Source organism: Actinomadura sp. 3N407 (assembly GCF_052245875.1).
Classification (GTDB): domain Bacteria; phylum Actinomycetota; class Actinomycetes; order Streptosporangiales; family Streptosporangiaceae; genus Spirillospora.
The window spans coordinates 48,927-73,078 of record NZ_JBQQBP010000021.1 but is presented as its reverse complement, the minus strand read 5'-3'; the positions used below and the strand labels follow the sequence as shown (position 1 = coordinate 73,078).

The following is a 24,152-nucleotide window of genomic DNA, read 5'->3' as shown; positions in this document are numbered from 1 at the left end:
GGGGGGGCCGCGCCTACGGAATGTAGGGCTTGCCGTCGTTGACGAGGACCACCCAGACCTGCCCGGGGGCGAAGGTCATCGGCTCGCCCCCGGCCGTGGTGAAGGTGGTCCCCTCCTTCTCGGACGGCCGCGACCACTTGGCCTTGTAGGACTTCCCGTCGCGCAGGACGAGGGCCCGTCCGGTGCCGGTGGTGTCGATCAGCGGCGTGTAGCTGCCGAGGAAGTCGTGGAACTTCGACCGGGTGGTCTCGGCGTACTGGACGACGATCGTCCGGCCGCCGAGACGCCCGCCCTCGGCGGCGCGGTCGGGCCGCCCGCCGAAGCTGGCGAGCCACCGCTCCTGCTTCTTCGACCAGGTGAACCCCATGCTGGCGGACGGCCACCGCGCGGTGAAGGACTTCGTGGGCTCGCCGCCGGGCGGGGCGTCGCCGAAGCGGAAGCCGATGTCGCGGGGCTTGGCGGCCTTGGGCGCCTTCTTCAGCAGGTCCTTCGGGTCGGCGTAGAGGTTGTACGGGATGGGCTTGCTCCCGGACCGGAAGTAGGCGCCTCCGGCGTTCTGCTGGGAGAGGTCGTAGACCGGCGCCTCGCGGACGTACTTCTTCATCTTGCTCTGGACGCCGGAGAACGCGAAGGCGGGCCGGCCGAACTGCGGCAGGATGTGCAGGTCGGAGATGCGGGCGCTGCGGACGGGCCCGACCCGTTTCGGCAGCTCGGACGAGTACACCGCCATCAGCCGGGTCTCGCCGCCCTCGACCTGCTCGACGTAGACGATGTCGGCCGCCTTCACCCCGCTCTGCGGGAGCGCGGGCCTGGTGTTCTCGATCTTGACGGCGAGGACGGGGTTGTCCAGGCCCTTCCGCTCGCCGGTGAACGGGTGCGTCGGGGGCGGGGGCGGCGGCTCGGTCCGCTGGGGTCCGCCCGTGCTGCGCGGCGGCGGCGCCGTCTCCGGGCCTTCCGAATCCGAGCAGGCCGACAGGCTGACGCCGATGACGAGGGCCCCGAGACCTGCGGCCGCACGGCCCCTGCCGGTGGTGTCCCAGGCGGATCGCACGATGAACCCTCCCTTTACCTTCTGCCAGAGGGTAGCGAACGCGGACGGATGCGCCCGCCCGCTCAGCGGTACGGCCGCGCGGCCGGAAAGTGATCAATTCGGGGGCGGTCAGATCCCGGGCGGGTCGTCGTCGATCTCGAAGAAGTCAGGGAGCGGGGCGCGGCCGGCGAGCGGCAGGATCCGGATGAGGAGCTTGCGGCGGGCGATCCTGGCCTGGGAGACGGCGTCGTTGTAGAAACGGCGGGCGTAGGCGACCTTCGCGGCGGACGAGGACAGCTCGTCCAGCACCGCCTTGCCCTCGCCGGCGCCGCCGGCGGTGAGCGTGCCGACGAACTCGGGCTGGTCGACGACGGCGCGCAGCGCCCGGGACAGGTCGCTCTCGGCGAACTCGCGGTTGTCGGCGTCGGCGGTGCGGGCCTCGTGCGCGGCGGTGGCGAGGACCAGGCTGGCGGCCGGGTCCAGCAGCCGGGACGCGGCCAGCTCCAGCGCGGCGGCGGCCCGCCTGACCAGCGCGGCGTCCAGCGCGGCGCGGGCGGTCTCGACGCGGACGTGCAGCCGGTCGAGCCGGGTGGCGCGCCACGACACGTACACGCCGGCGAGGAAGACGACGGCGATCCAGAACAGGACGTCGATGATCCAGTCGTACATCCGGGGTCTCCTAGGCGCCGAGGCCGGATTCGACGACGCCGGCGCCGGCGAAGGCGACGGTCTCGTACACCCGCAGGACGTCGCGGGCCACCGACGACCAGTCGTAGTCGCGGACGGCGGCGCGGGCCTCCGCCGACAGCTGCTTGCGCCGGGCCGGGTCGTCGAGCAGTTCGCCGGCCGCCGCCGCGAGGGCCTCGTGGTCGCCGGCGGGGAACAGCGCCCCGGCGCGCCCGCCGCGCAGCACCCGGTCGAACGCCTCGATGTCGCTGGCCAGGATGGGGGCGCCCGCCGACATCGCCTCGGCGAGCACGATTCCGAAGCTCTCGCCGCCGAGGTTGGGCGCGACGAACACGTCCACCGAGTGGTAGGCGCGGACCTTGTCCTGCTCGCTGACCAGGCCGAGGACGACGACGCGGTCGCGCAGGCCGGGCGAGACCCGCGCCACCGCGTCGTCGGCGTCGCCGGGCCCGGCGAGCAGCAGCCGCAGGCCGGGCCGCCGCCGGCCGAGGATCTCGAAGGCGCGCAGCAGCACGTGCAGGCCCTTGCGGGGTTCGTCCATCCGCCCGAGGAACCCGAGGGCGCCGCCGTCGCCGGGTCCGCGCGGGACGCCTCCGACCGACGCGGCGCGCCCCGGCCAGCCGGGCAGCGGGTCGGCCATGGCGTACCGCTCGGTCGCGACGCCGTTGGGGATCAGCACGGCGTCGCCGCCGAGGTGCTCGACGAGCGTGGTGCGGGCCGCCTCGGACACCGCGATCCGGCCGGTGATCTTCTCCAGGGCGCTCTGCAGGATCGGCGCGGTCACCGACACCATGCGCGACTTCTCGTAGGACGCGTGGAAGGTGCCGACGATCGGCCCGTCCGCGGCCCAGCAGGCGAGGAGCCCCAGGGAGGGCGCGGCGGGCTCGTGGACGTGCAGGACGTCGAAGCCGCCCTCGTTGATCCAGCGCCGGACGCGGCCCGCCGACAGGAACCCGAACGCCAGCCGGGCCACCGAGCCGTTGTAGGGGACGGGGACGGCGCGTCCGGCCGACACGACGTAGGGCGGAAGGTCCGCGTCGTCGTCCGCGGGGGTGATCACCGACACGTGGTGGCCGAGGGCGATCAGCGCCTCGGCGAGGTCGCCGATGTGCTGCTGGACGCCGCCCGGGACGTCCCAGGTGTAGGGGCAGACGATGCCGACCTTCATGGGCCGCCGTCCGCCAGGTCGTCCAACCAGACCTTCTGCAGCATGTGCCAGTCCTCGGGGTGGGCGGCGATGCCCGCCTCGAAGACGTGCGCGAGCTCCTGGGTCATGGCCTGGATCTTCTCCTGTCTGCCGCCCTCGCCCGGGACCGGTATCTCGTCGTGGACGCGCGCCGCCCAGTACTCGCCCTCATACCAGAGTGTCACGGGAATGAGGGCGGCACCGGTCTGGATCGCCAGCGCGGCGGAGACGGCGGGCATCCGGGCGGTGGCGCCGAAGAATTCGACGTCGATGCCGCTCTCGGTCAGGTCGCGGTCGACGACCAGGCACACCGGCCGGCCCGCGCGGAGCCGCTGGGCCATCCGCCCGTACGCGGAGGCGCCCTTGTGGGCGAGGACCTCCATGCCGAGCCCCTGCCGGAATTCGACGAACCGGTCGAACAGCGACTCGGGCTTGAGCCGTTCCGCGACAGTGGTGAACGGGTACCCGCAGTGCACCAGCCATGCGCCGGCGTGCTCGTAGTTGCCCATGTGGGGAAGGGCGAGGATGACGCCGCGGCCGGCGTCGAGGTTGTTGAAGATCTTCTTCTCGCCGGTCACCCGCATCCGGCCGACGATCCGCGCCCGGCTGTACTCGGGCAGCCGGAAAACCTCCAGCCAGTAGCGGAAGTAGGAGCGCAGCACCTTCTTGCTGAGGATGCGGACCTCGTCGTCGACGGCGTCCTTGCCGAGGACGCGGCACAGGTTCTTCTCCAGTTGCCGGACGCCGGTGCCGTAGCGGTGCCAGGTGCGGTCGGCGAGGGCGGTGAACGCCAGCCGGGCCGCCGGCTCGGGCATCTTGCGGACCACGGTCCAGCCCGCCGCGTACGCGGCGTCGGTCACTTCATCGCGCAGCGACAGGCGGTCGGGGCCGCGCGGCGATGTGCGGTCCGCGCCGTCCCCCGGCGGGCGGGGTGCGCTCATGGGCGCGGCTCCGGGGCGGCGGCGCCCTCCTTCGCCTGGGCGTGGACGGTGGCGAACCGCTGCCCGACCGTGACGGTGCTCAGCCCGGCGAGGACCCACAGCGCGACGGCGAGGATGTAGGGGACGCCGAGGCCGTCGAGGCCGGCGGCGACGAGGGCGACGATGAGGCGCTCCGCGCGTTCGGCGATGCCGACGTCGCAGGTGTAGCCGAGCCCCTCGGCGCGGGCCTTGGCGTAGGACACCACGACCCCGGCGACCAGGCAGTACAGGGCGACTCCGGCGAGCGTCTCCTGCCCGCCCCGGTACAGCCCGATCATCAGCCCGGCGAAGATCGCGGCGTCGGCGACCCGGTCCATCGTGGAGTCCAGGAACGCGCCGAACTTGGAGATCTTCCCGGTGACCCGGGCCACCGCGCCGTCCAGCATGTCGAACAGCACGAACGCCGTGATGACGAGCGTGCCCCAGAAGAACTCGCCGCGCGGGAACAGCACGAGCGCGCCGGCGGCGACGCCCAGCGTCCCGATGACGGTGATGGCGTTGGGCGACACCCCGGTCCGCGCGACCGCCTGTCCGACCGGGGTGAGGACGCGCCCCAGCACGGGCCTGATCTTGTTGAGCATCGCCGTCCGTTCTCGTGTCTCGGGGAGAAGGCCCCCCGGGGGCCGGGCCGCCGCAGCGCGCCCATCGTAGTGCGGATGCCGCGCACAGGGTGGTCAGGGCGGGTTTGGGCGGCGTGCGCCGCGGACAGATCACGGTTGATTGCCCTTCACCCCTTGTGGTCCCGCGCGTCACGGGAAAAGGTGGTGGTACGGGTGTGACGTCGGTCACGCACGTTGGACGAGGTCGGACGCCGCACTCGGACGTCAGGGCCGGCCCCTCGCCTGGGCCGGGCCCCAACCGCACGCGGGCCTCCGCGCGGAGACCCGTCCGAGGAGGTAGTCAATGGCGGACAAGGGAGGCCACCCGGGTGCCCCCGGCAGGGCACCGGAGGCCGGCGGGTGTGACAAGGTGCGCAATGTCGCGCTGGTCGGCCATTCCGGGGCCGGGAAGACGACGCTCGTGGAGGGGCTTCTCGCCGCCACGGGCACGCTGCAGCGGGCGGGACGGGTCGAGGACGGCACCACGGTCAGCGACTTCGACGAGGTGGAGGTACGCCAGCAGCGCTCGGTCAACCTCTCCCTCGCCCCGCTCGCCTACGGCGACATCAAGGTCAATCTCATCGACACACCGGGGTACGCCGACTTCGTGGGCGACCTGCGGGCCGGGCTGCGCGCCGCAGACGCGGCACTGTTCGTGATCTCGGCGGTGGACGGCATCGACGGCCTCACCCGGATGCTCTGGGAGGAGTGCGCGGCGGTGCAGATGCCGCGCGCGGTCGTCATCACCAAGATCGACCAGCAGCGCGGCGACTTCGACGACGTGGTCATGACCTGCCAGGACGTCTTCGGTGAGGGCGTCGCGCCGCTGTACTTCCCGGCGGGCGGCGGGGACGGCCTGAAGGGCCTGATCGGGCTGCTGAGCCAGCGCTGCCTCGACTACTCCACCGGGCGGCGGACCGAGTGCGACCCCGATCCGGAGTACCTGGACCAGATCGCCGAGCAGCGCGCGTCGCTGATCGAGGGCATCATCCAGGAGAGCGAGGACGAGACCCTCATGGACAGGTACCTGTCCGGTGAGGACCTCGACGTCAAGGCGCTCATCGAAGACCTGGAGACCGCGGTCGCGCGCGGCAGCTTCTACCCCGTCCTGGCGACGTCGGTCCCGCACGGCGACCATCCCGGCCCGGTCATCGGCATGCTGGAGCTGCTGGAGGTCGTCACCCAGGCGTTCCCCTCTCCCCTCGAACACGGCATTCCCCCCGTGACCCCGGTGCGGGGCGGGCCGCCGAGGGAGCTGACCTGCGACCCCGAGGGGCCGCTGGTCGCCGAGGTGATCAAGACGACGTCCGACCCGTACGTCGGGCGGATCTCCCTGGTCCGGATGTTCTCCGGGACGCTGCGCCCGGACACGACGGTGCACGTCTCCGGGCACGGCATGGAGGACCGCGGGCACGAGGACCACGACGTCGACGAGCGGGTCGGCGCGCTCACCTCGCCGCTGGGCAAGACGCAGCGCAGCGCGTCGTCCTGCATCGCGGGCGACATCTGCGCGGTGGCGAAGCTCACCCGCGCCGAGAGCGGCGACACCCTGTCCGATCCCGGCTCGCCGGTGGTGATGGCCCCCTGGTCGATGCCCGACCCGCTGCTGCCGGTGGCGATCCGCGCCAAGTCCAAGGCCGACGAGGACAAACTCAGCCAGGCGCTCGGCCGCCTCGTCGCCGAGGACCCCACGCTGCGGCTGGAGAACAACTCCGAGACGCGGCAGCTGGTGCTGTGGTGCATGGGCGAGGCCCACGCCGACGTGCTGATCGATCGGCTCAAGACCCGGTACGGCGTCGAGGTGGAGCGGATCGAGCTGCGGGTGCCGCTGCGGGAGACGTTCGGCGGGACGGCCAAGGGCCTCGGCCGGCACGTCAAGCAGAGCGGCGGTCACGGCCAGTACGGCATCTGCCACATCGACGTGGAGCCGCTGCCGTCCGGTGAGGGCTTCGAGTTCGTCGACAAGATCGTCGGCGGGGTGGTGCCGCGGCAGTTCATCCCGTCGGTCGAGAAGGGCGTCCGGCAGCAGATGGAGCGCGGCGTGTCCGCCGGGTACCCGCTGGTCGACATCAAGGTCACCCTGCACGACGGCAAGGCCCACTCGGTCGACTCGTCCGACATGGCGTTCCAGGCCGCCGGGGCGCTGGCGCTCAAGGACGCGGCGGGCCAGGTGCCGATCCTGCTGCTGGAGCCGGTCGACGAGGTGGACGTCCTGATCGCCGACGAGTACGTGGGCCCGATCATGTCCGATCTGACCTCCCGGCGCGGCCGGGTACAGGGCTCCCAGGCGGTGCCCGGCGGCCGCACGATGATCAAGGCGGAGGTGCCGCAGCTGGAGATCATCCGCTACGCGATCGACCTGCGGTCGATGTCGCAGGGCACCGGCACCTTCAGCCGCGCGTTCCTGCGCTACGAGCCGCTCCCGTCGCACCTGGCCGACAAGGTCGCCGCCGAGTCCAAGGAGTCGTAGGGCGTTCCCAGGGTCCCGCCCGATCCCGCCGGGCGGGACCCTAGGCTTGCGCTGTGGATCTTCCTCCCCTCCGGCTGGGGCCCCGCGCGCGGCTCTGGCGCTCCCTCTCCGGCGCCGCCGTCGTCGGCGCGCTGTTCTACACCAGCGCGTACGGGAGCAACGACCATTTCCCGCTGGGGCCGATGACGCAGTTCGCCTTTTCGGTGCAGGACGACGGCGGCACGATCAGCTCGTTCTGGCTGGAGGCCGACACCGTGGACGGCAGGCACATCGAGCTGTCGCGGTCCGCGGTCGGGACGGGCATGAAGCGTGCCGAGATCGAAGGCCAGATGAGCCGGATCGTCCGCGATCCGTCCCTGTTGCAGGGAATCGCCGAGGGGCAGCACAGATTGCATCCGGGCGGGCCGAGGCTGGCCAGAATCTACGTCGTGCAGGAGATCAAGACGCTGAGGCAGGGCAAGGTCGTGTCGACAATGAGACAGAACCGCGTCGTCTGGGACGTGCGGTGACCGCGGCGGCGACACCGGAGGCGCCGCGTCCCGTCCAGGCGGCGGCGGACGCGCCCGGTCCGGCCCGGACCGTGTGGGGCCGCTGGTGGTTCGGGCCGGTGCCCCGCGCCCGGATCGCCTGGCTGCGGATCATCGGCTACGTGTTCCTCCCGTTCGACATGCTGCTGCTGACCGGCAGCTCGATGGCGCACGCGCGGCTGCCCGCCGACCTGTACCAGCCGGTCCTGCTCGGCCGGCTGCTGCATCTGCCGGCGCCCACGCCGTGGTCCATGTACACGCTGCTGGTCGTGACCGTCGCCGCCGGGCTCGTCGCGGCGACCGGCCGGGCGCTGCCGAGGGCGAGCGGCTACATCGCCGCCTGCGGGTACCTGTGGTGGGTCACCATCAGCATGTCCTACGGCAAGGTCGACCACGATCATCTGGCGCTCGTCGTGGCCCTGTTCGTCCTGCCGAGCGTGGGACGCGCGCGGATCGGCGACACCCGGGGCTGCGAGGCGTCGGCGTGGTCGGTGCGCTGCGTCCAGATCGGGGTGGTGGCGGCCTACTTCCTGTCCGCGTGGGCGAAGGTGCGCATCGGCGGGTTCCCGGCGTGGCCGAACGGCTCGACCGTGCAGTGGGCGCTGAGCCGGCGCGGGACCGGGCTCGGTCGCGAGCTCATCGGGTTCCCGCTGCTGCTGAAGGCCAGCCAGTGGATCATGTTCTCCGCCGAGGCGCTCTCGCCCGTGATGCTGTTCCTGCGCGGGCGGCCGCTGTACCTGCTGGTGCTGTTCTTCGCGGTCTTCCACGCCGTCACCTACGCGCTGATGACGATCCACTTCCTGCCGCACGCGATCTGGCTGGCGGCCTTCCTGCCGCTGGAGCGGCTCACCGGGCTGCTGCCCGGCCGGCCGGCGCGGGAGGAACCCGCCGCGGACCCGAGGTGACTCGGCCGCCGGCGCCGTTGGCACGGCCGCGGGCGCCAGTGGCTCAGCGGCGGGCGCCGGGACGCTCGGCGGCGGGGAGCATGCACGCCGCCGTCCCGCCCGGCATCCGGTGCCGGTTGTTCGCGATGAGCCGGTAGGCGGCGTGCGCGGCCCAGCTCACCGGCGCCACCCGCATGATCACCCCGAGCGCGCGCCAGGGACCGCCGGCCTCGGTGAGCAGCCGCCCGACGGCCTCCGCGCCGCCGCTGACGCGCCCGGCCCGGTCGATCCACAGCACCTCGTACTCCGCCCGCCCGGCGGTGGTGCCCAGCTCGTCGAGGTCGGCGAACTGGAAGGCGACGACCGTGGCCCGGACGGGGATGCGCCGTTCGAGGAACCGCACCGAGGACGTGCAGAAACCGCAGTCGCCGTCGTAGACCAGCACCGGCCGTTCCCGCCGGCTCATGTGGCGGGCCAGGCGTCGGCGAGCATCTGCCGGGTGTCGCGCAGCAGCTGCGGCAGCACCTTGGTGTGCCCGACGACCGGCATGAAGTTGGTGTCGCCGCCCCAGCGCGGGACGACGTGCTGGTGCAGGTGCGCCGCGATCCCGGCGCCGGCGACGAGGCCGAGGTTCATGCCGACGTTGAAGCCCTGTGCGCCGCTGCACTTGCGCAGCGCCGTGAGGGACCGCTGGGTGAACGTGGCCAGCTCCAGGTACTCCGGCCGGTCCAGGTCGGCGTAGTCGGCGACGTGCCGGTACGGGACGACCATCAGGTGCCCGGAGTTGTAGGGGTAGAGGTTCAGCACCGTGAACACCGACTCGCCGCGGGACACGACGAGGCCGTCCTCGTCGGACATGTCCGGGATCTCGCAGAAAGGGCAGCCTTCGCCGGAGTCCGCCCCCGTCGGCCGGCCCTCGCCCTTGATGTAGGCCATCCGGTGCGGGGTCCACAGCCGCTGGAAGTTGTCGGGCGTGCCCGCGCCGCCCCTCTCCTCCTCGAAGCGGGGCCTGCGCTCCTTCCCTGCCCCGGACGCGCCCTCGCGCCCCTGCTGCACCACGGACTCCTCCGGCTCTGCGCTCAAGGCGGCGGTCTCCTTTTGTTCACGGCCTGACCAGCAGCATAGAGAGAGACGCCTGCGGGGCTGTAGCCGGGATGCCACCGGGACGCGCCCGCGAACACCCCTTCCGTGACGTCTCGCGGGTGGCTCCGACACCATGGTCGTCCAACCGAACCGTGGGGAGCGATCATGACCGGGCTCGACAAGGGCCGTACCGGGAACGGCGAGCCGGGACCCGGGGCGGGTGGCGCGGACTCCGGGTCCATGCCGTTCTTCCCCGGTCCGGCCGGCCACCAGGGCACGGTGCCACCGCCGGGAACGCCGCTTCCGGCGCCGCCCGCCGCCCCCGCGGGACCGTCCGCTCCGGCGAAGCGGCCGGGCGCCGGGCCGCCGCCGGGTGCCGCCACGGCGGTGCAGGCGAACGCGCTGCCGATGACGCTGCAGGGCTCGGCGTCCGACGTCACCACGGCTGTGGAGGGGCGCATCACGATCGAGGACGAGGTCATCGAGAAGATCGCCGCGCTGGCCGCGCTCGAGGTGACCGGGGTCGCCGCCCTCGTCGCGCGACCCGATCCGGCGGTCCCCGGACAGGCCCCGGGACCGGCCGCCGGACGGGCCGGGACGGGCGTGCGCGTCGTCCTGGACGAAGACGAGGTGACGCTCGACCTCGTCATCGCGGTCGAGTACGGCAGCGTGGTCAAGGACGTGGCCAAGGTCGTGAAGAACAACGTGGCGCGGGTGGCGGGCGTGATGCTCGGGGCGCGGGTCGCGGCGGTCAACGTGTCCGTCGGAGACGTCCGCATGCCCGCCGGGTCGCACCGGTGACCGCTCGCCGGGCGGTCCTCGTCACGCCGCGGCGCGGGCGTAGCACGTCTGCATGGACACCCCGACGGAGACCGTGGTGACCTTGACGCGCTCGACGAGCTGCGGTGAGACGCCCTTGAAGCGGAACGTGTGCGGCCTGCCGCCCGTGACGGTGGTCTGCTGCGACTCCGGTGACCGCCCGCGCAGGGACAGCTCCGCCCGGATCGCCCCGCTGGAGGCCACGGTGATCACGACGTCCACGCCGGTGCGCGTGGCGCGGTAGTACGCCGTGCCCTCCGGGCACCACGTGAGACCGCCGTCGCCGCCCTGGCGGGGGATCTGCGGCCCGCCGGCCCCGCCGCCGGCGGGGTCCGGCCGGCCGCTCCCGGTCTGCTGCGGCGCGGGGCCGGTGGGGGCCGAGGGGAGGCCGGGACCTCCCGGGACGCCGGCCTGCCCGCCGGGCGACGTGGGCGACGGGCTCGCCGAACCCTGGGCGCCCGCGGTGCCGCCGCTCGTCCCGTCGTCCAGCAGCGGCACGAGCAGCACCACGATGGCGGCCGCCACCAGCAGCGTGGTGCCGGCGTAGCCGGCGGCCCGGGCCAAGGTCGACCGGGTCCGCCGCGACGGCCTCCTGGACTTCATCTCCGCCATCTCCCCGGTCGCACGTGCGCGATGAGGCTACCAACTCCGGGCGGCGCCCACTCCCCGTCCCGGCGCCCGAGCCCGGCGGCCGAGCCCGGCGGCCGGGCGGCGCCGAGCCCGCGGGCGCCCACCGGACCGGCGAGCGGCCGGGACGGAGAGCGAGGCCGGGGGCGGCCGGCCGCCTGCTCAGATCTGGACGCGGGCCTCGACGGCCTTGACGATCTCGTCGACCGCCTCGGTGATCGGGACCCCGTTCCTCTGCTCGCCGTTGCGGTACCGGAACGACACCGCGTCCTTGGCGACGTCGTCGTCGCCCGCGAGCAGCATGTACGGGATCTTCTGCTTCTGCGCGTTGCGGATCTTCTTCTGCATGCGGTCGGAGGAGGTGTCGACCTCGACGCGGACGCCGCGCTCGCGCAGCCGCGCCGCGACCTTGTCCAGGTGCGGGACGTGGGCGTCGCCGATCGGGATGCCGACGGCCTGCACCGGCGCCAGCCACGGCGGCATCGCGCCCGCGTAGTGCTCCAGCAGCACGCCGAAGAACCGCTCGATCGACCCGAACAGCGCCCGGTGCAGCATCATGGGCCGCTGCCGGGTGCCGTCCGCCGCCTGGTACTCCAGGCCGAACCGCTCGGGCTGGTTCGGGTCGACCTGGATGGTGGACAGCTGCCAGGTGCGGCCGATCGCGTCCTTGGCCTGCACGGAGATCTTGGGGCCGTAGAAGGCGGCGCCGCCCGGATCGGGGACGAGGTCGAGCCCGGTGGACTCCGCCGCCCCGCGCAGGGCCGCGGTGGCCTTCTCCCACATGTCGTTCGGGCCGATGAACTTGTCGGAGTCGTCGCGGGTGGACAGCTCCAGGTAGAACTCGTTCAGCCCGTAGTCGCGCAGCAGGCCGAGGACGAAGTCGAGGAGCCGCTTGATCTCCTCGCCCATCTGCTCCTCGGTGCAGTAGATGTGCGCGTCGTCCTGGGTCATGCCGCGGACGCGGGTGAGGCCGTGCACCACCCCCGACTTCTCGAACCGGTACACCGACCCGAACTCGAACAGCCGCAGCGGCAGCTCCCGGTAGGACCGCCCGCGCGCCCGGAAGATCAGGTTGTGCATCGGGCAGTTCATCGGCTTGAGGTAGTAGTCGCCCCCGTCGACCTCCATGGGCGGGAACATGTCGTCCCTGTACCAGCCGAGGTGCCCGGAGGTGTCGAACAGGTGGCCCTTGGTGATGTGGGGGGTGTTGACGAACTCGTACCCCTCCTCCTCGTGCCGGCGGCGCGAGTAGTCCTCCATCACCTTGCGGACGACGCCGCCCTTCGGGTGGAAGACGGCGAGGCCGCTGCCGATCTCGCTCGGGAACGAGAACAGGTCGAGTTCGGCGCCGAGCCTGCGGTGGTCGCGCTTCTCGGCCTCCTCGAGGAACCTCAGGTACTCGTCCTGCTTGTCCCTGGACTCCCAGGCGGTGCCGTAGATCCGCTGGAGCTGCGGGTTCCTCTCGCTGCCGCGCCAGTACGCGCCGCCGGAGCGCATCAGCTTGAACGCGGGGATGACGCGGGTGGACGGCAGGTGCGGGCCGCGGCACAGGTCCTTCCAGCGCAGCTCTCCGGACTTGGCGTCGAGGTTGTCGTAGATGGTCAGCTCGCCGCCGCCGACCTCGACGTCCGCGCCGTCGGCGGCGTCCTCGACGGGGCCGGAGCCCTTGAGGCCGATCAGCTCCAGCTTGTACGGCTCGGCGGCGAGCTCGGCGCGCGCGTCCTCGTCGGAGACGGGACGGCGGGAGAACCGCTGCCCCTGCTTGACGATCTCGCGCATCCGCTTCTCGATGCGCTTCAGGTCGTCGGGGGTGAACGGCTCGGCGACGTCGAAGTCGTAGTAGAAGCCGTTCTCCACCGGTGGGCCGATGCCCAGCTTCGCCTCGGGGAACAGCTCCTGCACGGCCTGCGCCATCACGTGCGCGGCGGAATGCCGCATGATCGCCCGGCCGTCGGCGGAGCCGATCTCGACCGGCTCGACCGCGTCCCCGTCGCGCAGCCCGCCGGCGAGGTCGCGCAGCTCGCCGTTCACCCGGGCGGCGATCACGGTGCGGCCGTCGGCGTCCAGTGCCTGGCCCGCGGTGGTGCCCGCCGGCACCGCCCGCTCGCTCCCGTCGAGGGTGATGCGCAGCTCAGACACGGTGGACACGGGTACTCCTCGCGATGGTGGGTCGGGGTCAGCGGGTTCTGATGCTATCGACTCGGGGTGCCGCCCGGACGCATCCGGCTCCATCGGCCGCTCCTCTCGTGGTGGAGGGCCCGGGAGGTCCCGGAGGGCCGCCCCGAAAAAGCGGCAGGGCCCCGGGATCGCTCCCGGGGCCCTGCCGCGTGCAATGTCAGGACATGCCGCAGTCTCGCCGGGAGTGACCCGGCGTCGTCGTCTCGAATACCTGCGGCATGGTCCCACTGTATCCGACGGATCCGGGCCCCGCAGGGGGTTATGCGCGGGCTCTGGGGGAGGCGAGCTCGTCCATGTCCTCCAGTTCGCGTCCCTTGGTCTCGGGGACGGCGCGGTACACGAACACGAACGCCAGGACGGCGAACAGCGTGTACAGGCTGTAGGCCAGGCCGAGGGAGACACCGGAGATCGTGGGGAACGTCGTGGTGATGACCCAGTTGGCGAGCCACTGCGCGGCGGCGGCGACGGCGAGGGCGGAGGCCCGGATGAAGTTGTTGAACATCTCGCCGAGCATCACCCACACCACCGGGCCCCATGTGGCGGCGAACGAGGCGACGAACGTGTTGGCGGCCACGAGCGCGATCGAGCCGGTGACGGCGCCGAGGTCCGGCTCGCCGTTCACCACGGGGGCGGAGGTGAAGCAGACGGTGAGGGTCGCGAGGGAGACCGCCATGCCCGCCGCGCCGCCGAACAGCAGCCGGCGCCGCCCGATCCGGTCGATGAGGGCGATGGCGACCAGCGTGAACACGACGTTGACGAGCGAGTTGATCACCGAGGTGAACATCGCGTCGCTCTCGGAGAACCCGACCGCCTGCCAGAGCGAGGTCGAGTAGTAGAAGATCACGTTGATGCCGACGAACTGCTGGAACACCGACAGCAGGATGCCGACCCACACGATCGGCAGCAGGCCGAGCCGGGGGCCGCGCAGGTCGCGCAGGCGGACCGGCCGGTCCTCGGCGAGCGAGCGGGAGATGTCGTCGATCTTGGCGTCCACCTCGGCGGGGGCCATGAGCCGCTTGAGCACGTCCCGGGCTTCGTCCGTCCGGTGCCTCTTCACCAGGTAGCGGGGCGACTCGGGGATGATCAGGGCGATCACCCCGTACAGCACGGCGGGCAGGAGCTCGCTGGCGAACATCCACCGCCAGGCGGTCCCGCCCAGGGGGAACGTCCCGGACGCCCCGCCCTCGGACACGCGGGCGATGACGTAGTCGACGACGAGGGCCGTGAAGATGCCGAGGACGATCGCCATCTGCTGGAGCGAGCCGAGCCGGCCGCGCAGCCGGGCGGGCGCGATCTCGGCGATGTAGGCGGGCGCGATCACCGACGCGGCGCCGATGGCCAGGCCGCCGACCAGCCGCCAGACGATCAGATCGACCGCGCCGAAGGCCAGTGCCGAGCCGATCGCGCTGGTCACGAACAGCGCCGACACGACCAGCATCACCCGCACCCGGCCGATCCTGTCGCCGAGGGGGCCCGCGAACCAGGCCCCGGCGGCGCAGCCGAGCAGCGCCGACGAGACGACGAAGCCGACGACGAAGGAGCTGAGGCCGAAATCCGCCTCGATCGCGTCGACCGCCCCGTTGATCACCGAGGAGTCGAAGCCGAACAGGAATCCGCCGACGGCGGCGGCGGTCGCGAGGAACAGGGCGATGACCGCCGGGTTGGCGGGCCCGTCCCGCCGGCTGCCTGGGGGTGGCGCACCGCCGCCGGATGTCGTCATGAAGCACGATCTTCCCGAGAGGGAAGACCCTATGCGGGCCTCCGCCGTCGGTCAGTCGCGTATCGCGACTCCGATGATGTGCGGCGAGGCCGGGTTGGCTCCGGACGCCGGGAACTCGAAGCGCCGCTCGTCCCGCACGGTGAACCCGGAGCCGGGGATCCACTCGTCGGTCGGGCGGGACACGTGGCATCCGGCGGCGAGGAACGGCCACACCACGTCGGCGCAGCGCTGGAACCGCACCTTCCCCGGGGTGCGCCCCCGGACGTGCTCGTAGTAGCGGAACTCGCCGCCGGGCCTGAGGACCCGCCTCACCTCGGCCAGCGCACGGACGGGGTCGCGCACCGAGCACAGCACGAGCGACGCCACCGCCACGTCGAAGGAGGCGTCGTCGAGGTCGAGGTCCTCGGCGACGCCGGGCCGCACCGTGACGGGGACGGGCGCGCGGGCGGCGACGCGGCCCGCCTCGGCGCGCAGCCGCGGCTCCGGTTCGACGGCGACGACCTCGGTGACCTCCGGCGGGTAGTGCGCGAAGTTGGCCCCGTGCCCGGCGCCCACCTCCAGCACGCGGCCGGACGTCCCGGCGAGCAGCTCGGCGCGGTGCGCGTCGCCGCCCGCCCTGGCGGAGGCGGCGTCCAGCCGCGGATAGAGCCGGGCGAAGATCGGATGGCTCAGGTCGGTCATCCCCGCATCCTCCGTCGCCCCGCCGATCACCGCAAGATCGCCGGGTGCCGGGAGCGCGGCCCCGCGGGCGCGCCGCGACCGGGACCCCGGGCCGCGGAGGGCCGCGGAAAGCGCTGCTCAGACCTGATACCAAGGGGCCGGTTCACATCTCCCCCGCCGGGATCAGGCCTTCCCGGCCCCCGGCGTTTTAGGCTTCGGTCAAATGAACGAACACGACCGCTTCGCGCCCGGGGGCCGTCCCCGGCTGCTCGCCGGGGTCCGCTCCGCGCTCATGCCGGGCGGGGACGACCCGGCCGTCACGCTGCTGCCCGGACGGTTGGCGCTGCGCCTGCCGATCCTGGCGGTCATGCTCGCGATGACGATCGGCTTCACGGCCGGGTCGATCGCGATCGCCATCGTGCAGTACGACGTCCGCGCCGGGCTCGCCTGGCCGCTCGGGGTGCTGCAGGCGACGCCGCTCATCTTCGCGGCGCGCTGGCCCCTCGCCGCGTGGCGGGTCGCCGCGGCCGGTCTGCTTCTGACGGTCTTCGTCCGGCACGGGGACGGCTTCATGCCGTGGCCGGTCACGGCGATCCTGGCGCTGATCGTCATCCTGTTCTTCACCGGGGTCGGCGCCGACCGGCAGACCACCCTCGGCGTCGGCGCGGTCACCATCGCGGCGGTGCTGACGCCCGCCGTGGTGCTCGGCATGCCCGGCTGGTTCGGCATGATCCTGGCCGGGGTCGCGGCGATCGCGCTGACGTTCGGCGACGCGGTCGGCGGGCGGCACTCGGCCGTGGAGGAGCTGCGCCGGCGCGAGGAGCAGCACCGGCAGGACCTCGCCCGGCAGGCGGTGCTGGAGGAACGCGCCCGCATCGCCCGCGAGCTGCACGACGTGGTGGCGCACCACATGTCGGTGATCGCGATGCAGGCGGAGGCCGCCCCCTACCGGATCCCGGACCTGCCGGACGCGGCCCGGCAGACGTTCGGGGTGGTGCGGGACGCGGCGCGCGAGGCGCTCACCGAGACGCGCCGGGTCGTCGGCCTGCTGCGCTCGGAGAACGACGACGCCGAGCGCTCGCCCCAGCCCGGTCTCGACCGGCTGGACGACCTGGTCGGCGCGGCCCGCCGTTCCGGGCTGTCGGTCGCGAGCGTCGTCGTCGGGATGCCGCGGCCGCTGGACGCGGGCGTCGACCTGTCGGCGTACCGGATCGTCCAGGAGTCGCTGAGCAACGCGTCGCGGTACGCGCCGGGCTCCCAGGTCCACATCGAGATCAGGTACGGCCCCGGGTCGCTGGCGGTGTCGGTCACCGACGACGGCGCCCGCAGCACGCCGGAGGAGTCGCACGGCGGCGGGCACGGGCTCGTCGGGATGCGCGAGCGGGTGACGATGCTCGGCGGCGGCCTGACCGCGGGTCCGCGGGACGGCGCCGGCTGGTCGGTCGCCGCGGAGTTGCCCTACGGGGATCCGGACTGATCTTCGATGCCCGTAAGGTTGGCTCGTGACGATTCGGGTGCTCATCGCCGACGACCAGGTCATGATCCGCGACGGGCTCGCGGCGCTGCTGTCCTCCGATCCCGGGATCGAGGTGATCGGGCAGGCGGGCAACGGCCGTGAGGCGGTGGAGATGGCCCGCCGGCTCGATCCGGACGTGATCGTGATGGACATCCGGATGCCGGAGATGGACGGTCTCGCCGCCACCGCCGAGGTGATCGGGGACCCGGATCCGGACGCCGACCCCGCCGGGGCGCGCCCCAAGGTGCTCGTCCTCACCACGTTCGACCTGGACGAGTACGTCTACGAGGCGCTCGGCGCGGGGGCCAGCGGGTTCCTGCTGAAGGACGCGTCGGCGGCCGACCTGGTGAACGGCGTGCGGGTGGTGGCGGCCGGCGACGCGCTGCTCGCCCCGTCCATCACCCGCCGGCTGATCGGCGACTTCGCGCGCCGGCGCCGCCACCAGCGGCCGAGCCCGAAGGCGACCGCGGGCCTGACCCCGCGCGAGCTGGACGTGCTGCGGCAGATCGCGCGGGGCCTGTCCAACGCCGAGATCGCCGCGGAGCTGGTGCTGGCCGAGCAGACGGTCAAGACGCATGTCGGGCATGTGCTGACCAAGCTCGGGCTGCGCGACCGCACCCAGGCCGTCGTCTACGCCTACGAGAACGGCCTCGTCGGCTGATCGGGACGCGGCTCAGCGCGACGGGTCGAGGACGAGCTTGCCGGTGGTGCGGCGCGCCCGCAGGTCCTCATGGGCCCGCCTGACGTCGGCGAGCCCGTACTCGCCGCCGCCGATCACGCGGAGCCGCCCGTCCGCGGCGAGGCCGAACAGCTCGCCGAGGGCGGCGCCCATCACGTCGCCGGGAAGCTGGAAGACGTGCGCGAGCCACATGCCCGCGATCGTGGTGGAGTGCGCCATCAGCGTGGCGGGACGGACGGGCGAGGGCTCCTTCCGCGACGCCATGCCGTAGAAGGCGAGGCGCCCGAACGGGGCGAGGGCGCGCAGGCTCTGGTCGGTGACCGTCCCGCCCGTCATCTCCAGGACGGTGTCCACGCGCCTGCCGCCGTTGGCGTCGATGAGCGCGTCCTTGAGGTCGGGCTCGCCGGCGTCGACGGCGACGTCGGCGCCGAGTTCGAGGGCGAGGTCGCGCTTGTCCTGCGACGAGGCGGTGGCGATGACCCGTCCGGCGCCCCACGCCTTGGCGAGCTGCACGGCGAGGGTCCCGACACCGCCGGCGGCGGCGTGCACGACGACGGACTCGCCCGGCGCGAGATGGACGCTGCGGCGCAGCAGCAGCCACGCCGACGCGCCCTGGACGATCATGCCGAGGGCGGTGACGTCGTCGATGTCGTCCGGGACGTCCCACGCGAGCGCCTCCGGCGCGGCGGCCCTTTCGGCGTAGCCGCCGGTGCCGACGAGCGCGACGACGCGGCGGCCGTCCGCGGTGGTCCCGACGACCTCGCCGCCCGGCACCATCGGCAGCGTGGACTCCGACAGGTAGCTGTTCTCTGCCTGGTGCGTGTCGGCGTAGTTGATCCCGGCCCGCGACACGTCGATGAGCAGGTGTCCCGGCCCGGCCTCCGGGTCGGGCAGCTCGGTGACGTTCAGCACCTCGGGCCCGCCGAACTCGGTGATCTGGATCGCGCGCATGTCTCTCCTGTCGTGTCTCGGCGTCTCGTGAGTCGGGCGGGCGCTCAGCGGGGGCCGGGGACGCCGCGGAACTTGAACGGCTCGGACGGGCGGCCCGGCACCACGTACCAGGCGTCGCCGGTGCCGCCGGCTCCGAGGACGCGCATGAACGCCTCGACGACGTCGTCCACCTCCAGGATCGGGAAGCCGGTGTCCTGGAGGTGGCCCTTCATCGGGGCGAGGATGTCGGTGTCGGCGAACGAGGGGCACAGGGCGTTCACCCGGATGCCCTCCTCCGCGAACGTGGGGCCGAGGGCGCGGACGAGACCGACCACGGCCGCCTTGTTGGCGCCGTAGACGGGGTCGAACGGCGTGGCGGTGAGCGCGGCCATGCTGGCGGTGGCGACGATGTCGCCGCCGCCGCGGGCGCGGATCGCGGGCAGCGCGGCGTGCACGCCGAACACGACGCCGTCGAGGTTGATGCCCATGGCCCGCCGGTACGCGGCGAGGTCGAAGTCGTCGCCCATGCCGCCGCCACCGGCGACGCCTGCGTTGAGGAACGCGACGTCCAGGCCGCCGAAGCGGTCCACTGCGGTCGCGACGGCGGCCTCGCTGTCGGCGGGCTCGCTCACGTCGCAGCGGACGAAGGCGCCGTCCAGCTCCTTCGCGAGCGCGGTGCCGGCGTCCACGTCGACGTCGGCGAGGACGACCCGGGCGCCGCCGCCGGCCAGCCGGCGCGCCACCGCCGCCCCGATGCCGTTGGATCCGCCCGTGATCAGCGCGACCTTGCCGGTTCCGTCGAAGGCCGTGTCCGAGGCTGGCATGGGACTCCCCTCACGAAGTAACTGACTCGTCAGTTACTCTAACGGAATGGACTTCGGTTTGAGCGAGCGGGCCCAGGAGTACCTCGGCCGCCTCCAGGAATTCATGGACTCCCACGTCTACCCGGCGGAGCCGGTCTACGCGGCCCAGCGGGCGGAACTGCGCGCGGCCGACCGCGAGCACCACGTCCCGCAGATCGTGGAGGACCTCAAGGCCGAGGCCCGCAAGCGCGGCCTCTGGAACCTCTTCCTACCCGACAGCGAGGACCCCGCACACGGCCTGTCCGTCACCGACTACGCCTCCCTCGCCGAGATCACGGGCCGCTCCCTCGCGCTCGCGCCCGAGGCCACCAACTGCGCGGCGCCCGACACCGGCAACATGGAGGTCCTGCACCTGTTCGGGACGCCCGAGCAGAAGGACGCGTGGCTGACCCCGCTGCTGAACGGGGAGATCCGCAGCGCGTTCGCCATGACGGAGCCGGACGTGGCGAGCTCCGACGCCCGCAACATCTCCACCCGCATCGAGCGCGACGGCGACCACTACGTCATCAACGGCCGCAAGTGGTGGATCACCGGCACCGCCGACCCGCGCTGCAAGATCATGATCCTGATGGGCAAGACCGACCCGGACGGCCACCCGTACCGCCAGCAGTCGATGGTGCTGGTGCCGTTCGACACGCCCGGCGTGGAGGTCGTCCGCCCGCTGCCCGTGTTCGGCTACCAGGACCAGCACGGCCACTGCGAGATCACGTTCACCGACGTGCGCGTTCCTGTGGAGAACCTCGTCGGCGAGGAGGGCGGCGGCTTCGCCATCGCGCAGGCCCGCCTCGGCCCCGGCCGCATCCACCACTGCATGCGCGCGATCGGCGCGGCGGAGCGGGCGCTGGAGATGATGTGCGAACGCGCCCTGTCCCGGGAGGCGTTCGGCGGGCCGCTGGCCAGGCAGGGCGTCGTCCGCCAGCAGATCGCCGAGTCGCGGATGGCGATCGAGCAGGCCCGGCTGCTCACGCTCAAGACCGCCTGGCTGATCGACAAGCACGGCGTCCAGGCCGCCAGGTCCGAGGTCGCCTCGATCAAGGTGATCGCGCCGCGGGTCGCGCTGGACGTCGTCGACAAGGCGATCCAGATGCACGGCGGCGCCGGCGTCAGCGACGACACCCCGCTCGCCGCCATGTGGGCGGGCCTGCGCACCCTGCGGCTCGCCGACGGCCCGGACGAGGTCCACGTCCGTTCCGTCGCCCGCGCCGAGCTGGGCAAGTACACCACCGCATGACCGACGGCACGGGGGCGCGGGCGCCGGGCGTGCGGCGGCGGATGCCGTACGCCCGGCGGCGCGAGCAGCTGCTGCAGGTGGCGCTGGAGGAGTTCGGCCGCCGCGGCTACCACCTGACCCAGATGGAGCACGTGGCCGCGGCGGCGCAGGTGTCCAAGGCGCTGCTGTACCAGCACTTCACCTCGAAGGAGGAGCTGTTCGCGGAGGTGACCGAGACGATCGTCGCCGAGCTGACCGCCCGGCTGAACGCGTCCGTGCTCGCCGCGCACGGCTCGGCGGACGGCATCCGGGCCATGATCCGGGTCCTGTTCGACTACGCCACCGCCGAGCCGGACGCGTGGGCGCTGGTGATACGGCATCTCGACAAGCCCGACGACGTCGGGCTGGAGCTGCGCGAGCTCCGCGACCGCCTCGGGGGCGCGTTCGCCGACCTGCTTCTGTACCGCCGCCGCGCCGACCCGGCGCTGTCCCCGGCCGCGCTGGAGGTGAACGAGCGGCGCGCGCGGCTGCTCGTCCCCCTCATGTACGGGTCGATGCTGTCGATGGTGTCGTGGTGGCTGGAGCACCCCGACACGCCGCGCGAGCGCGCCGAGCAGATGGCCATGGAGTTCATCTGGCTCGGCCTCGACCGGCTGCGGACGGGCGAGCGGCTCCCCCGCGACTAGAGCGGGACCGCGGAGTTCCGGAACGGGAAGGCGCAAGCCGGGGAAAGCGAAAGGCCGGGGACGGTGAACGTCCCCGGCCCGAAGCGCGTGTCAGACCACGCCGGTGCAGGTTAGAGCGGCGAGACGCCCTCGGCCTGCGGGCCCTTCTGGCCCTGGGTGATCTCGAACGAGACGCGCTGGTTCTCGTCCAGGCTGCGGTAGCCGTTGGTGGCGATCGCCGAGTAGTGGACGAACACGTCCGGGCCGCCGCCGTCGGGCGCGATGAACCCGAAGCCCTTCTCGGAGTTGAACCACTTCACGGTGCCTTCGGCCATGGTCTTTCCCTTCGGGTGAAACTCACCGGCCCGCCGGGCGGCGGACCGGGCTGCAAGCGGACTCATCTCACGTCCGCCGGTCACCCGGAGAAAACGCTTCGAGACTGCCTGGTGCCCGGCCGGCCTGACCGGGCGCCATCGTGCAACGCCCCCGAACCTACCCGATGCCGGGCCGCCCCATGCACCGACACTCCTAAAGAAGATCTTCGATGGCTTCGGCGGCGCGGTGGCAGTCGTGGTAGGTGCAGTAGAGCGGGACGGGCGCGAGCCGGATGACGTCGGGCTCGCGGGCGTCGGCGACCACGCCGTGCGTCTCGGCGAGCCGCCGGACCAGCCCGCCCGCGTCGTCCACCCGCAGCGACAGCTGGGCGCCGCGCGCCGCCGGGTCCGCCGGGGTGATGATCGGGGCGCCGGTCTCCGCGAGCCGGGACGCCAGGTAGCCGGTGAGCCGCTCGCTCTTGGCGCGCAGGGCGTCCATCCCGACCCGGTCGAAGATTTCCAGGGAGGCCAGGACCGGGGCGAGGGCCAGGATGGGCGGGTTGGACAGCTGCCACGCGTCGGCGGAGGCGGGCGGGGCGATGTCGGGCTCCATCCGGAACCGGACGGCCGGGTCGGTGCCCCACCAGCCCGACAGTCTCGGCACCGACGCGTCCCGGACGTGCCGCTCGTGGACGAAGCATCCGGCGACCGCGCCGGGACCGCTGTTCATGTACTTGTAGGTGCACCAGGCGGCGAAGTCGACGTCCCAGTCGTGCAGGCGCAGCGGAACGTTCCCGGCGGCGTGCGCGAGGTCCCAGCCGACGACCGCCCCGGCGGCGCGGCCCGCCTTGGTGATCGCGGCCATGTCCATCAGCTGGCCGGTCAGGTAGTTGACGCCCCCGAGCATGAGGAGCGCGACCGTGCCGCCGTCGCGTTCGAGGAAGGCGAGGACGTCCTCGGTGCGCAGGTTGTCCTCGCCGGGGCGGGGCCTGAGCCGCACCACCGTCCCGGCCGGGTCGAGCCCGTGGTGGACGGCCTGGCTGGCGACGGCGTAGGAGTCGGACGGGAACGCCGAGTCCTCGATGACGATGCGGGTGCGCGTCCCGGCGGGCCGGTAGAAGCTCGCCATCATCAGGTGCAGGTTGACCGTCAGCGAGTTCATCGCGACGACCTCGTGCGGCAGCGCGCCGACGAGGCGGGCCGCGGGCTCGCGCAGCAGCTCGTGGTAGTCCACCCAGGGTCGGCGGCCCTCCGTGTGGGCCTCCACGGCGAGCCGCGCCCAGTCGTCCAGTTCCTCGCGGAGGCGTCCGGCCACGCTCTTCGGCTGGAGCCCGAGGGAGTTGCCGGCGAAGTACGCCGCCTCCTCGAACGTCCCGCCCGGGGCGGGCGGGACGAGGAACTCGCCGCGCAGCGTCGGCAGCGGATCGTTCTCGTCGAGCCGCCGCGCCTCGTCTCCGGCCCTCACGGCGTCCTTGCTCATGGCGTCGTCCCGGCGACGGCCGGGCCCGCCGGTGCCTGCGCCGGGACCTGGGCCCGGGCGAAGAAGGACCGCGCGTTGCCGCCGAGCAGCAGGGCGCGCTCGGCGGCGTCCAGCCCGGGGCACGCCCGGATCGTCGCGCCCGGCTCCTCCTCGCCCAGCGGAAACGGGTAATCGGTGCCGAGCATCACCCGCGCCGCGCCCATCACGTCGACGAGCAGCCGCAGCGCGCGCGGGTCGAACACGGCGGAGTCGACGTGGAACCGGTCGACGTACTCCGACGGCGGGCGCGGCGAGTCGGCGCGGACGATGTCGCGCCGGTGCCAGGCGTTGTCGGCCCGCCCGAGCAGGAACGCGAAGCTTCCGCCGCCGTGGCAGAAGCACAGCCGCAGCGACGCCGGGATCCGCTCGAACGCCCCGGACAGCATCAGCCCGAGGATGCTCAGCTGCGTCTCGGCGGGCATCCCGGACAGCCACGGCAGCATGTGGCCGCGCATCCGGCCCGCGCCCAGCATGTCCCACGGGTGCGCCAGGACCGGCAGCCCCAGCCGGGCGCAGTGCGCGAGGAACGCGGTGATCCCGTCGTCGTCGAGGTTGCGGTCGCCGACATGGTTGCCGATGTGCACGCCGCGGTGCCCGGCCGCCGCCGCCCGCGTCGCGACCTCGCAGGCGAGCGCCGGGTCCTGCAGCGGCACCTGGCACAGCGGCAGCAGCCGGTCCGGCGCGTCCGCGCAGAACGCGAGGATGCGATCGTTCACCAGGTCGCACCAGTCGGCGGCGCGGGACGGCTCGGCCGCGTACCCGAACATCAGCGGGGTGGACGACACCGCCTGGGCGTCGACGCCGGCGGCGTCCATGTCGGCGAGCCGCCGGGCGGGCTCCCACAGCGCCTCCCCGACCGGCCGGTACTCCTCGTCCCCGCACATCATCGCGCCGGTGCCGCCGCCGTCGACGCGCAGCCACGGCTCCGCCGCGTCGGCGAGCACGCGGCCCTCGGCGCGGGTCAGGCGAGGGAACACGTGGGCGTGGACGTCGATGACGGTCACGG

The 24,152-nt window shown here is 73.0% G+C and carries 24 protein-coding genes; 8 read left to right on the top strand and 16 right to left on the bottom strand.

Annotated features, from left to right (window positions below; genetic code table 11):
• Positions 1 to 13: 13 nt before the first annotated feature.
• The 5 genes from ACTWPP_RS37540 to pgsA form a co-directional block, all read right to left on the bottom strand.
• Entirely contained in the window at positions 14 to 1,051 is a 1,038-nt protein-coding gene (locus ACTWPP_RS37540; protein ID WP_443109192.1) for a DUF3048 domain-containing protein, read from the bottom strand.
• Positions 1,052 to 1,159: 108 nt separating this feature from the next.
• Positions 1,160 to 1,699, bottom strand: a complete 540-nt coding sequence (locus ACTWPP_RS37535; RefSeq protein ID WP_443109191.1) for a hypothetical protein — start codon at positions 1,697 to 1,699, stop codon at positions 1,160 to 1,162.
• 10 nt (positions 1,700 to 1,709) lie between these two features.
• Positions 1,710 to 2,885 (bottom strand): glycosyltransferase family 4 protein, encoded by a 1,176-nt coding sequence (locus tag ACTWPP_RS37530; protein ID WP_443109190.1) that lies wholly within the window; start codon positions 2,883 to 2,885, stop codon positions 1,710 to 1,712.
• Positions 2,882 to 3,844 carry a phosphatidylinositol mannoside acyltransferase gene (locus tag ACTWPP_RS37525; RefSeq protein ID WP_443109189.1) on the bottom strand — a complete coding sequence of 321 codons (963 nt, stop codon included), beginning with the start codon at positions 3,842 to 3,844 and terminating at the stop codon, positions 2,882 to 2,884. Before ACTWPP_RS37525 ends, ACTWPP_RS37530 begins: the two co-directional genes overlap by 4 nt.
• Positions 3,841 to 4,464: a phosphatidylinositol phosphate synthase gene (pgsA, locus tag ACTWPP_RS37520; RefSeq protein WP_443109188.1), complete on the bottom strand. Its 624-nt coding sequence runs from the start codon at positions 4,462 to 4,464 to the stop codon at positions 3,841 to 3,843. The genes ACTWPP_RS37525 and pgsA overlap by 4 nt, the downstream gene beginning before the upstream one ends.
• A 322-nt stretch (positions 4,465 to 4,786) precedes the next feature.
• Between pgsA and ACTWPP_RS37515 the strand changes: the two genes are divergently transcribed.
• Genes ACTWPP_RS37515 through ACTWPP_RS37505 form a run of 3 tightly spaced genes read left to right on the top strand, consistent with a single transcriptional unit; the run spans position 4,787 to position 8,384 of the window.
• Entirely contained in the window at positions 4,787 to 6,952 is a 2,166-nt protein-coding gene (locus ACTWPP_RS37515; RefSeq protein ID WP_443109187.1) for an elongation factor G-like protein EF-G2, read from the top strand.
• Positions 6,953 to 7,005: 53 nt separating this feature from the next.
• Positions 7,006 to 7,461, top strand: coding sequence for a hypothetical protein (locus tag ACTWPP_RS37510; RefSeq protein ID WP_443109186.1), 456 nt, complete (start codon positions 7,006 to 7,008; stop codon positions 7,459 to 7,461).
• A complete protein-coding gene (locus ACTWPP_RS37505) occupies positions 7,458 to 8,384 on the top strand; it encodes a hypothetical protein (RefSeq protein ID WP_443109185.1) in 927 nt (308 codons plus the stop codon). The genes ACTWPP_RS37510 and ACTWPP_RS37505 overlap by 4 nt, the downstream gene beginning before the upstream one ends.
• Before the next feature lie 43 nt (positions 8,385 to 8,427).
• Here ACTWPP_RS37505 and ACTWPP_RS37500 read toward each other — a convergent pair whose 3' ends face one another.
• A complete protein-coding gene (locus tag ACTWPP_RS37500) occupies positions 8,428 to 8,829 on the bottom strand; it encodes a thiol-disulfide oxidoreductase DCC family protein (RefSeq protein ID WP_443109184.1) in 402 nt (133 codons plus the stop codon).
• On the bottom strand, positions 8,826 to 9,446 hold the full coding sequence (locus ACTWPP_RS37495) for an HIT family protein (protein WP_443109183.1): 621 nt from the start codon (positions 9,444 to 9,446) through the stop codon (positions 8,826 to 8,828). The genes ACTWPP_RS37500 and ACTWPP_RS37495 overlap by 4 nt, the downstream gene beginning before the upstream one ends.
• A 165-nt stretch (positions 9,447 to 9,611) precedes the next feature.
• On the opposite strand from ACTWPP_RS37495, the gene ACTWPP_RS37490 reads away from it, so the two are divergent.
• Positions 9,612 to 10,247, top strand: a complete 636-nt coding sequence (locus ACTWPP_RS37490; RefSeq protein ID WP_443109182.1) for an Asp23/Gls24 family envelope stress response protein — start codon at positions 9,612 to 9,614, stop codon at positions 10,245 to 10,247.
• Positions 10,248 to 10,268: 21 nt separating this feature from the next.
• Here ACTWPP_RS37490 and ACTWPP_RS37485 read toward each other — a convergent pair whose 3' ends face one another.
• From ACTWPP_RS37485 to ACTWPP_RS37470, 4 genes are all read right to left on the bottom strand, one after another.
• Complete coding sequence (locus ACTWPP_RS37485) at positions 10,269 to 10,868, bottom strand: hypothetical protein (protein ID WP_443109181.1); 600 nt, start codon at positions 10,866 to 10,868, stop codon at positions 10,269 to 10,271.
• A gap of 186 nt (positions 10,869 to 11,054) precedes the next feature.
• Positions 11,055 to 13,040, bottom strand: coding sequence for a threonine--tRNA ligase (gene thrS / locus ACTWPP_RS37480; RefSeq protein ID WP_443109180.1), 1,986 nt, complete (start codon positions 13,038 to 13,040; stop codon positions 11,055 to 11,057).
• A gap of 289 nt (positions 13,041 to 13,329) precedes the next feature.
• Entirely contained in the window at positions 13,330 to 14,790 is a 1,461-nt protein-coding gene (locus ACTWPP_RS37475; protein WP_443109179.1) for a sugar porter family MFS transporter, read from the bottom strand.
• Positions 14,791 to 14,841: 51 nt separating this feature from the next.
• Positions 14,842 to 15,471, bottom strand: coding sequence for a class I SAM-dependent methyltransferase (locus tag ACTWPP_RS37470; RefSeq protein ID WP_443109178.1), 630 nt, complete (start codon positions 15,469 to 15,471; stop codon positions 14,842 to 14,844).
• 202 nt (positions 15,472 to 15,673) lie between these two features.
• On the opposite strand from ACTWPP_RS37470, the gene ACTWPP_RS37465 reads away from it, so the two are divergent.
• Together ACTWPP_RS37465 and ACTWPP_RS37460 are read left to right on the top strand one after the other, a co-directional pair.
• Complete coding sequence (locus tag ACTWPP_RS37465; protein WP_443109177.1) at positions 15,674 to 16,927, top strand: ATP-binding protein; 1,254 nt, start codon at positions 15,674 to 15,676, stop codon at positions 16,925 to 16,927.
• Positions 16,928 to 16,952: 25 nt separating this feature from the next.
• Positions 16,953 to 17,627, top strand: a complete 675-nt coding sequence (locus ACTWPP_RS37460; protein ID WP_443109176.1) for a response regulator — start codon at positions 16,953 to 16,955, stop codon at positions 17,625 to 17,627.
• A gap of 12 nt (positions 17,628 to 17,639) precedes the next feature.
• Here ACTWPP_RS37460 and ACTWPP_RS37455 read toward each other — a convergent pair whose 3' ends face one another.
• Together ACTWPP_RS37455 and ACTWPP_RS37450 are read right to left on the bottom strand one after the other, a co-directional pair.
• Entirely contained in the window at positions 17,640 to 18,596 is a 957-nt protein-coding gene (locus ACTWPP_RS37455; protein WP_443109175.1) for a quinone oxidoreductase family protein, read from the bottom strand.
• 44 nt (positions 18,597 to 18,640) lie between these two features.
• On the bottom strand, positions 18,641 to 19,399 hold the full coding sequence (locus ACTWPP_RS37450) for an SDR family oxidoreductase (RefSeq protein ID WP_443109174.1): 759 nt from the start codon (positions 19,397 to 19,399) through the stop codon (positions 18,641 to 18,643).
• Positions 19,400 to 19,445: 46 nt separating this feature from the next.
• Here ACTWPP_RS37450 and ACTWPP_RS37445 point away from each other — a divergent pair, with 46 nt between their 5' ends.
• Complete coding sequence (locus tag ACTWPP_RS37445) at positions 19,446 to 20,669, top strand: acyl-CoA dehydrogenase family protein (RefSeq protein ID WP_443109173.1); 1,224 nt, start codon at positions 19,446 to 19,448, stop codon at positions 20,667 to 20,669.
• Positions 20,666 to 21,334: a TetR/AcrR family transcriptional regulator gene (locus ACTWPP_RS37440; protein ID WP_443109172.1), complete on the top strand. Its 669-nt coding sequence runs from the start codon at positions 20,666 to 20,668 to the stop codon at positions 21,332 to 21,334. Before ACTWPP_RS37445 ends, ACTWPP_RS37440 begins: the two co-directional genes overlap by 4 nt.
• 110 nt (positions 21,335 to 21,444) lie before the next feature.
• Here ACTWPP_RS37440 and ACTWPP_RS37435 read toward each other — a convergent pair whose 3' ends face one another.
• The 3 genes from ACTWPP_RS37435 to ACTWPP_RS37425 form a co-directional block, all read right to left on the bottom strand.
• A complete protein-coding gene (locus tag ACTWPP_RS37435; protein WP_131974991.1) occupies positions 21,445 to 21,648 on the bottom strand; it encodes a cold-shock protein in 204 nt (67 codons plus the stop codon).
• Positions 21,649 to 21,841: 193 nt separating this feature from the next.
• Entirely contained in the window at positions 21,842 to 23,107 is a 1,266-nt protein-coding gene (gene kynU, locus ACTWPP_RS37430; RefSeq protein ID WP_443109171.1) for a kynureninase, read from the bottom strand.
• A complete protein-coding gene (locus tag ACTWPP_RS37425) occupies positions 23,104 to 24,150 on the bottom strand; it encodes an amidohydrolase family protein (RefSeq protein ID WP_443109170.1) in 1,047 nt (348 codons plus the stop codon). The genes kynU and ACTWPP_RS37425 overlap by 4 nt, the downstream gene beginning before the upstream one ends.
• Between the last annotated feature and the right edge of the window lie 2 nt (positions 24,151 to 24,152).

Bases quoted from the DNA above. Each gene is read 5' to 3' on its own strand.
- ACTWPP_RS37500 (WP_443109184.1), bottom strand. From the start codon at position 8,829: ATGAGCCGGCGGGAACGGCCGGTGCTGGTCTACGACGGCGACTGCGGT.
- ACTWPP_RS37515 (WP_443109187.1), top strand. From the start codon at position 4,787: ATGGCGGACAAGGGAGGCCACCCGGGTGCCCCCGGCAGGGCACCGGAG.
- ACTWPP_RS37470 (WP_443109178.1), bottom strand. From the start codon at position 15,471: ATGACCGACCTGAGCCATCCGATCTTCGCCCGGCTCTATCCGCGGCTG.
- ACTWPP_RS37475 (WP_443109179.1), bottom strand. From the start codon at position 14,790: ATGACGACATCCGGCGGCGGTGCGCCACCCCCAGGCAGCCGGCGGGAC.
- ACTWPP_RS37440 (WP_443109172.1), top strand. From the start codon at position 20,666: ATGACCGACGGCACGGGGGCGCGGGCGCCGGGCGTGCGGCGGCGGATG.
- kynU (WP_443109171.1), bottom strand. From the start codon at position 23,107: ATGAGCAAGGACGCCGTGAGGGCCGGAGACGAGGCGCGGCGGCTCGAC.
- ACTWPP_RS37465 (WP_443109177.1), top strand. From the start codon at position 15,674: ATGAACGAACACGACCGCTTCGCGCCCGGGGGCCGTCCCCGGCTGCTC.
- ACTWPP_RS37450 (WP_443109174.1), bottom strand. From the start codon at position 19,399: ATGCCAGCCTCGGACACGGCCTTCGACGGAACCGGCAAGGTCGCGCTG.
- ACTWPP_RS37455 (WP_443109175.1), bottom strand. From the start codon at position 18,596: ATGCGCGCGATCCAGATCACCGAGTTCGGCGGGCCCGAGGTGCTGAAC.
- ACTWPP_RS37535 (WP_443109191.1), bottom strand. From the start codon at position 1,699: ATGTACGACTGGATCATCGACGTCCTGTTCTGGATCGCCGTCGTCTTC.
- ACTWPP_RS37530 (WP_443109190.1), bottom strand. From the start codon at position 2,885: ATGAAGGTCGGCATCGTCTGCCCCTACACCTGGGACGTCCCGGGCGGC.
- ACTWPP_RS37445 (WP_443109173.1), top strand. From the start codon at position 19,446: ATGGACTTCGGTTTGAGCGAGCGGGCCCAGGAGTACCTCGGCCGCCTC.
- ACTWPP_RS37525 (WP_443109189.1), bottom strand. From the start codon at position 3,844: ATGAGCGCACCCCGCCCGCCGGGGGACGGCGCGGACCGCACATCGCCG.
- ACTWPP_RS37490 (WP_443109182.1), top strand. From the start codon at position 9,612: ATGACCGGGCTCGACAAGGGCCGTACCGGGAACGGCGAGCCGGGACCC.
- ACTWPP_RS37485 (WP_443109181.1), bottom strand. From the start codon at position 10,868: ATGAAGTCCAGGAGGCCGTCGCGGCGGACCCGGTCGACCTTGGCCCGG.
- ACTWPP_RS37435 (WP_131974991.1), bottom strand. From the start codon at position 21,648: ATGGCCGAAGGCACCGTGAAGTGGTTCAACTCCGAGAAGGGCTTCGGG.
- pgsA (WP_443109188.1), bottom strand. From the start codon at position 4,464: ATGCTCAACAAGATCAGGCCCGTGCTGGGGCGCGTCCTCACCCCGGTC.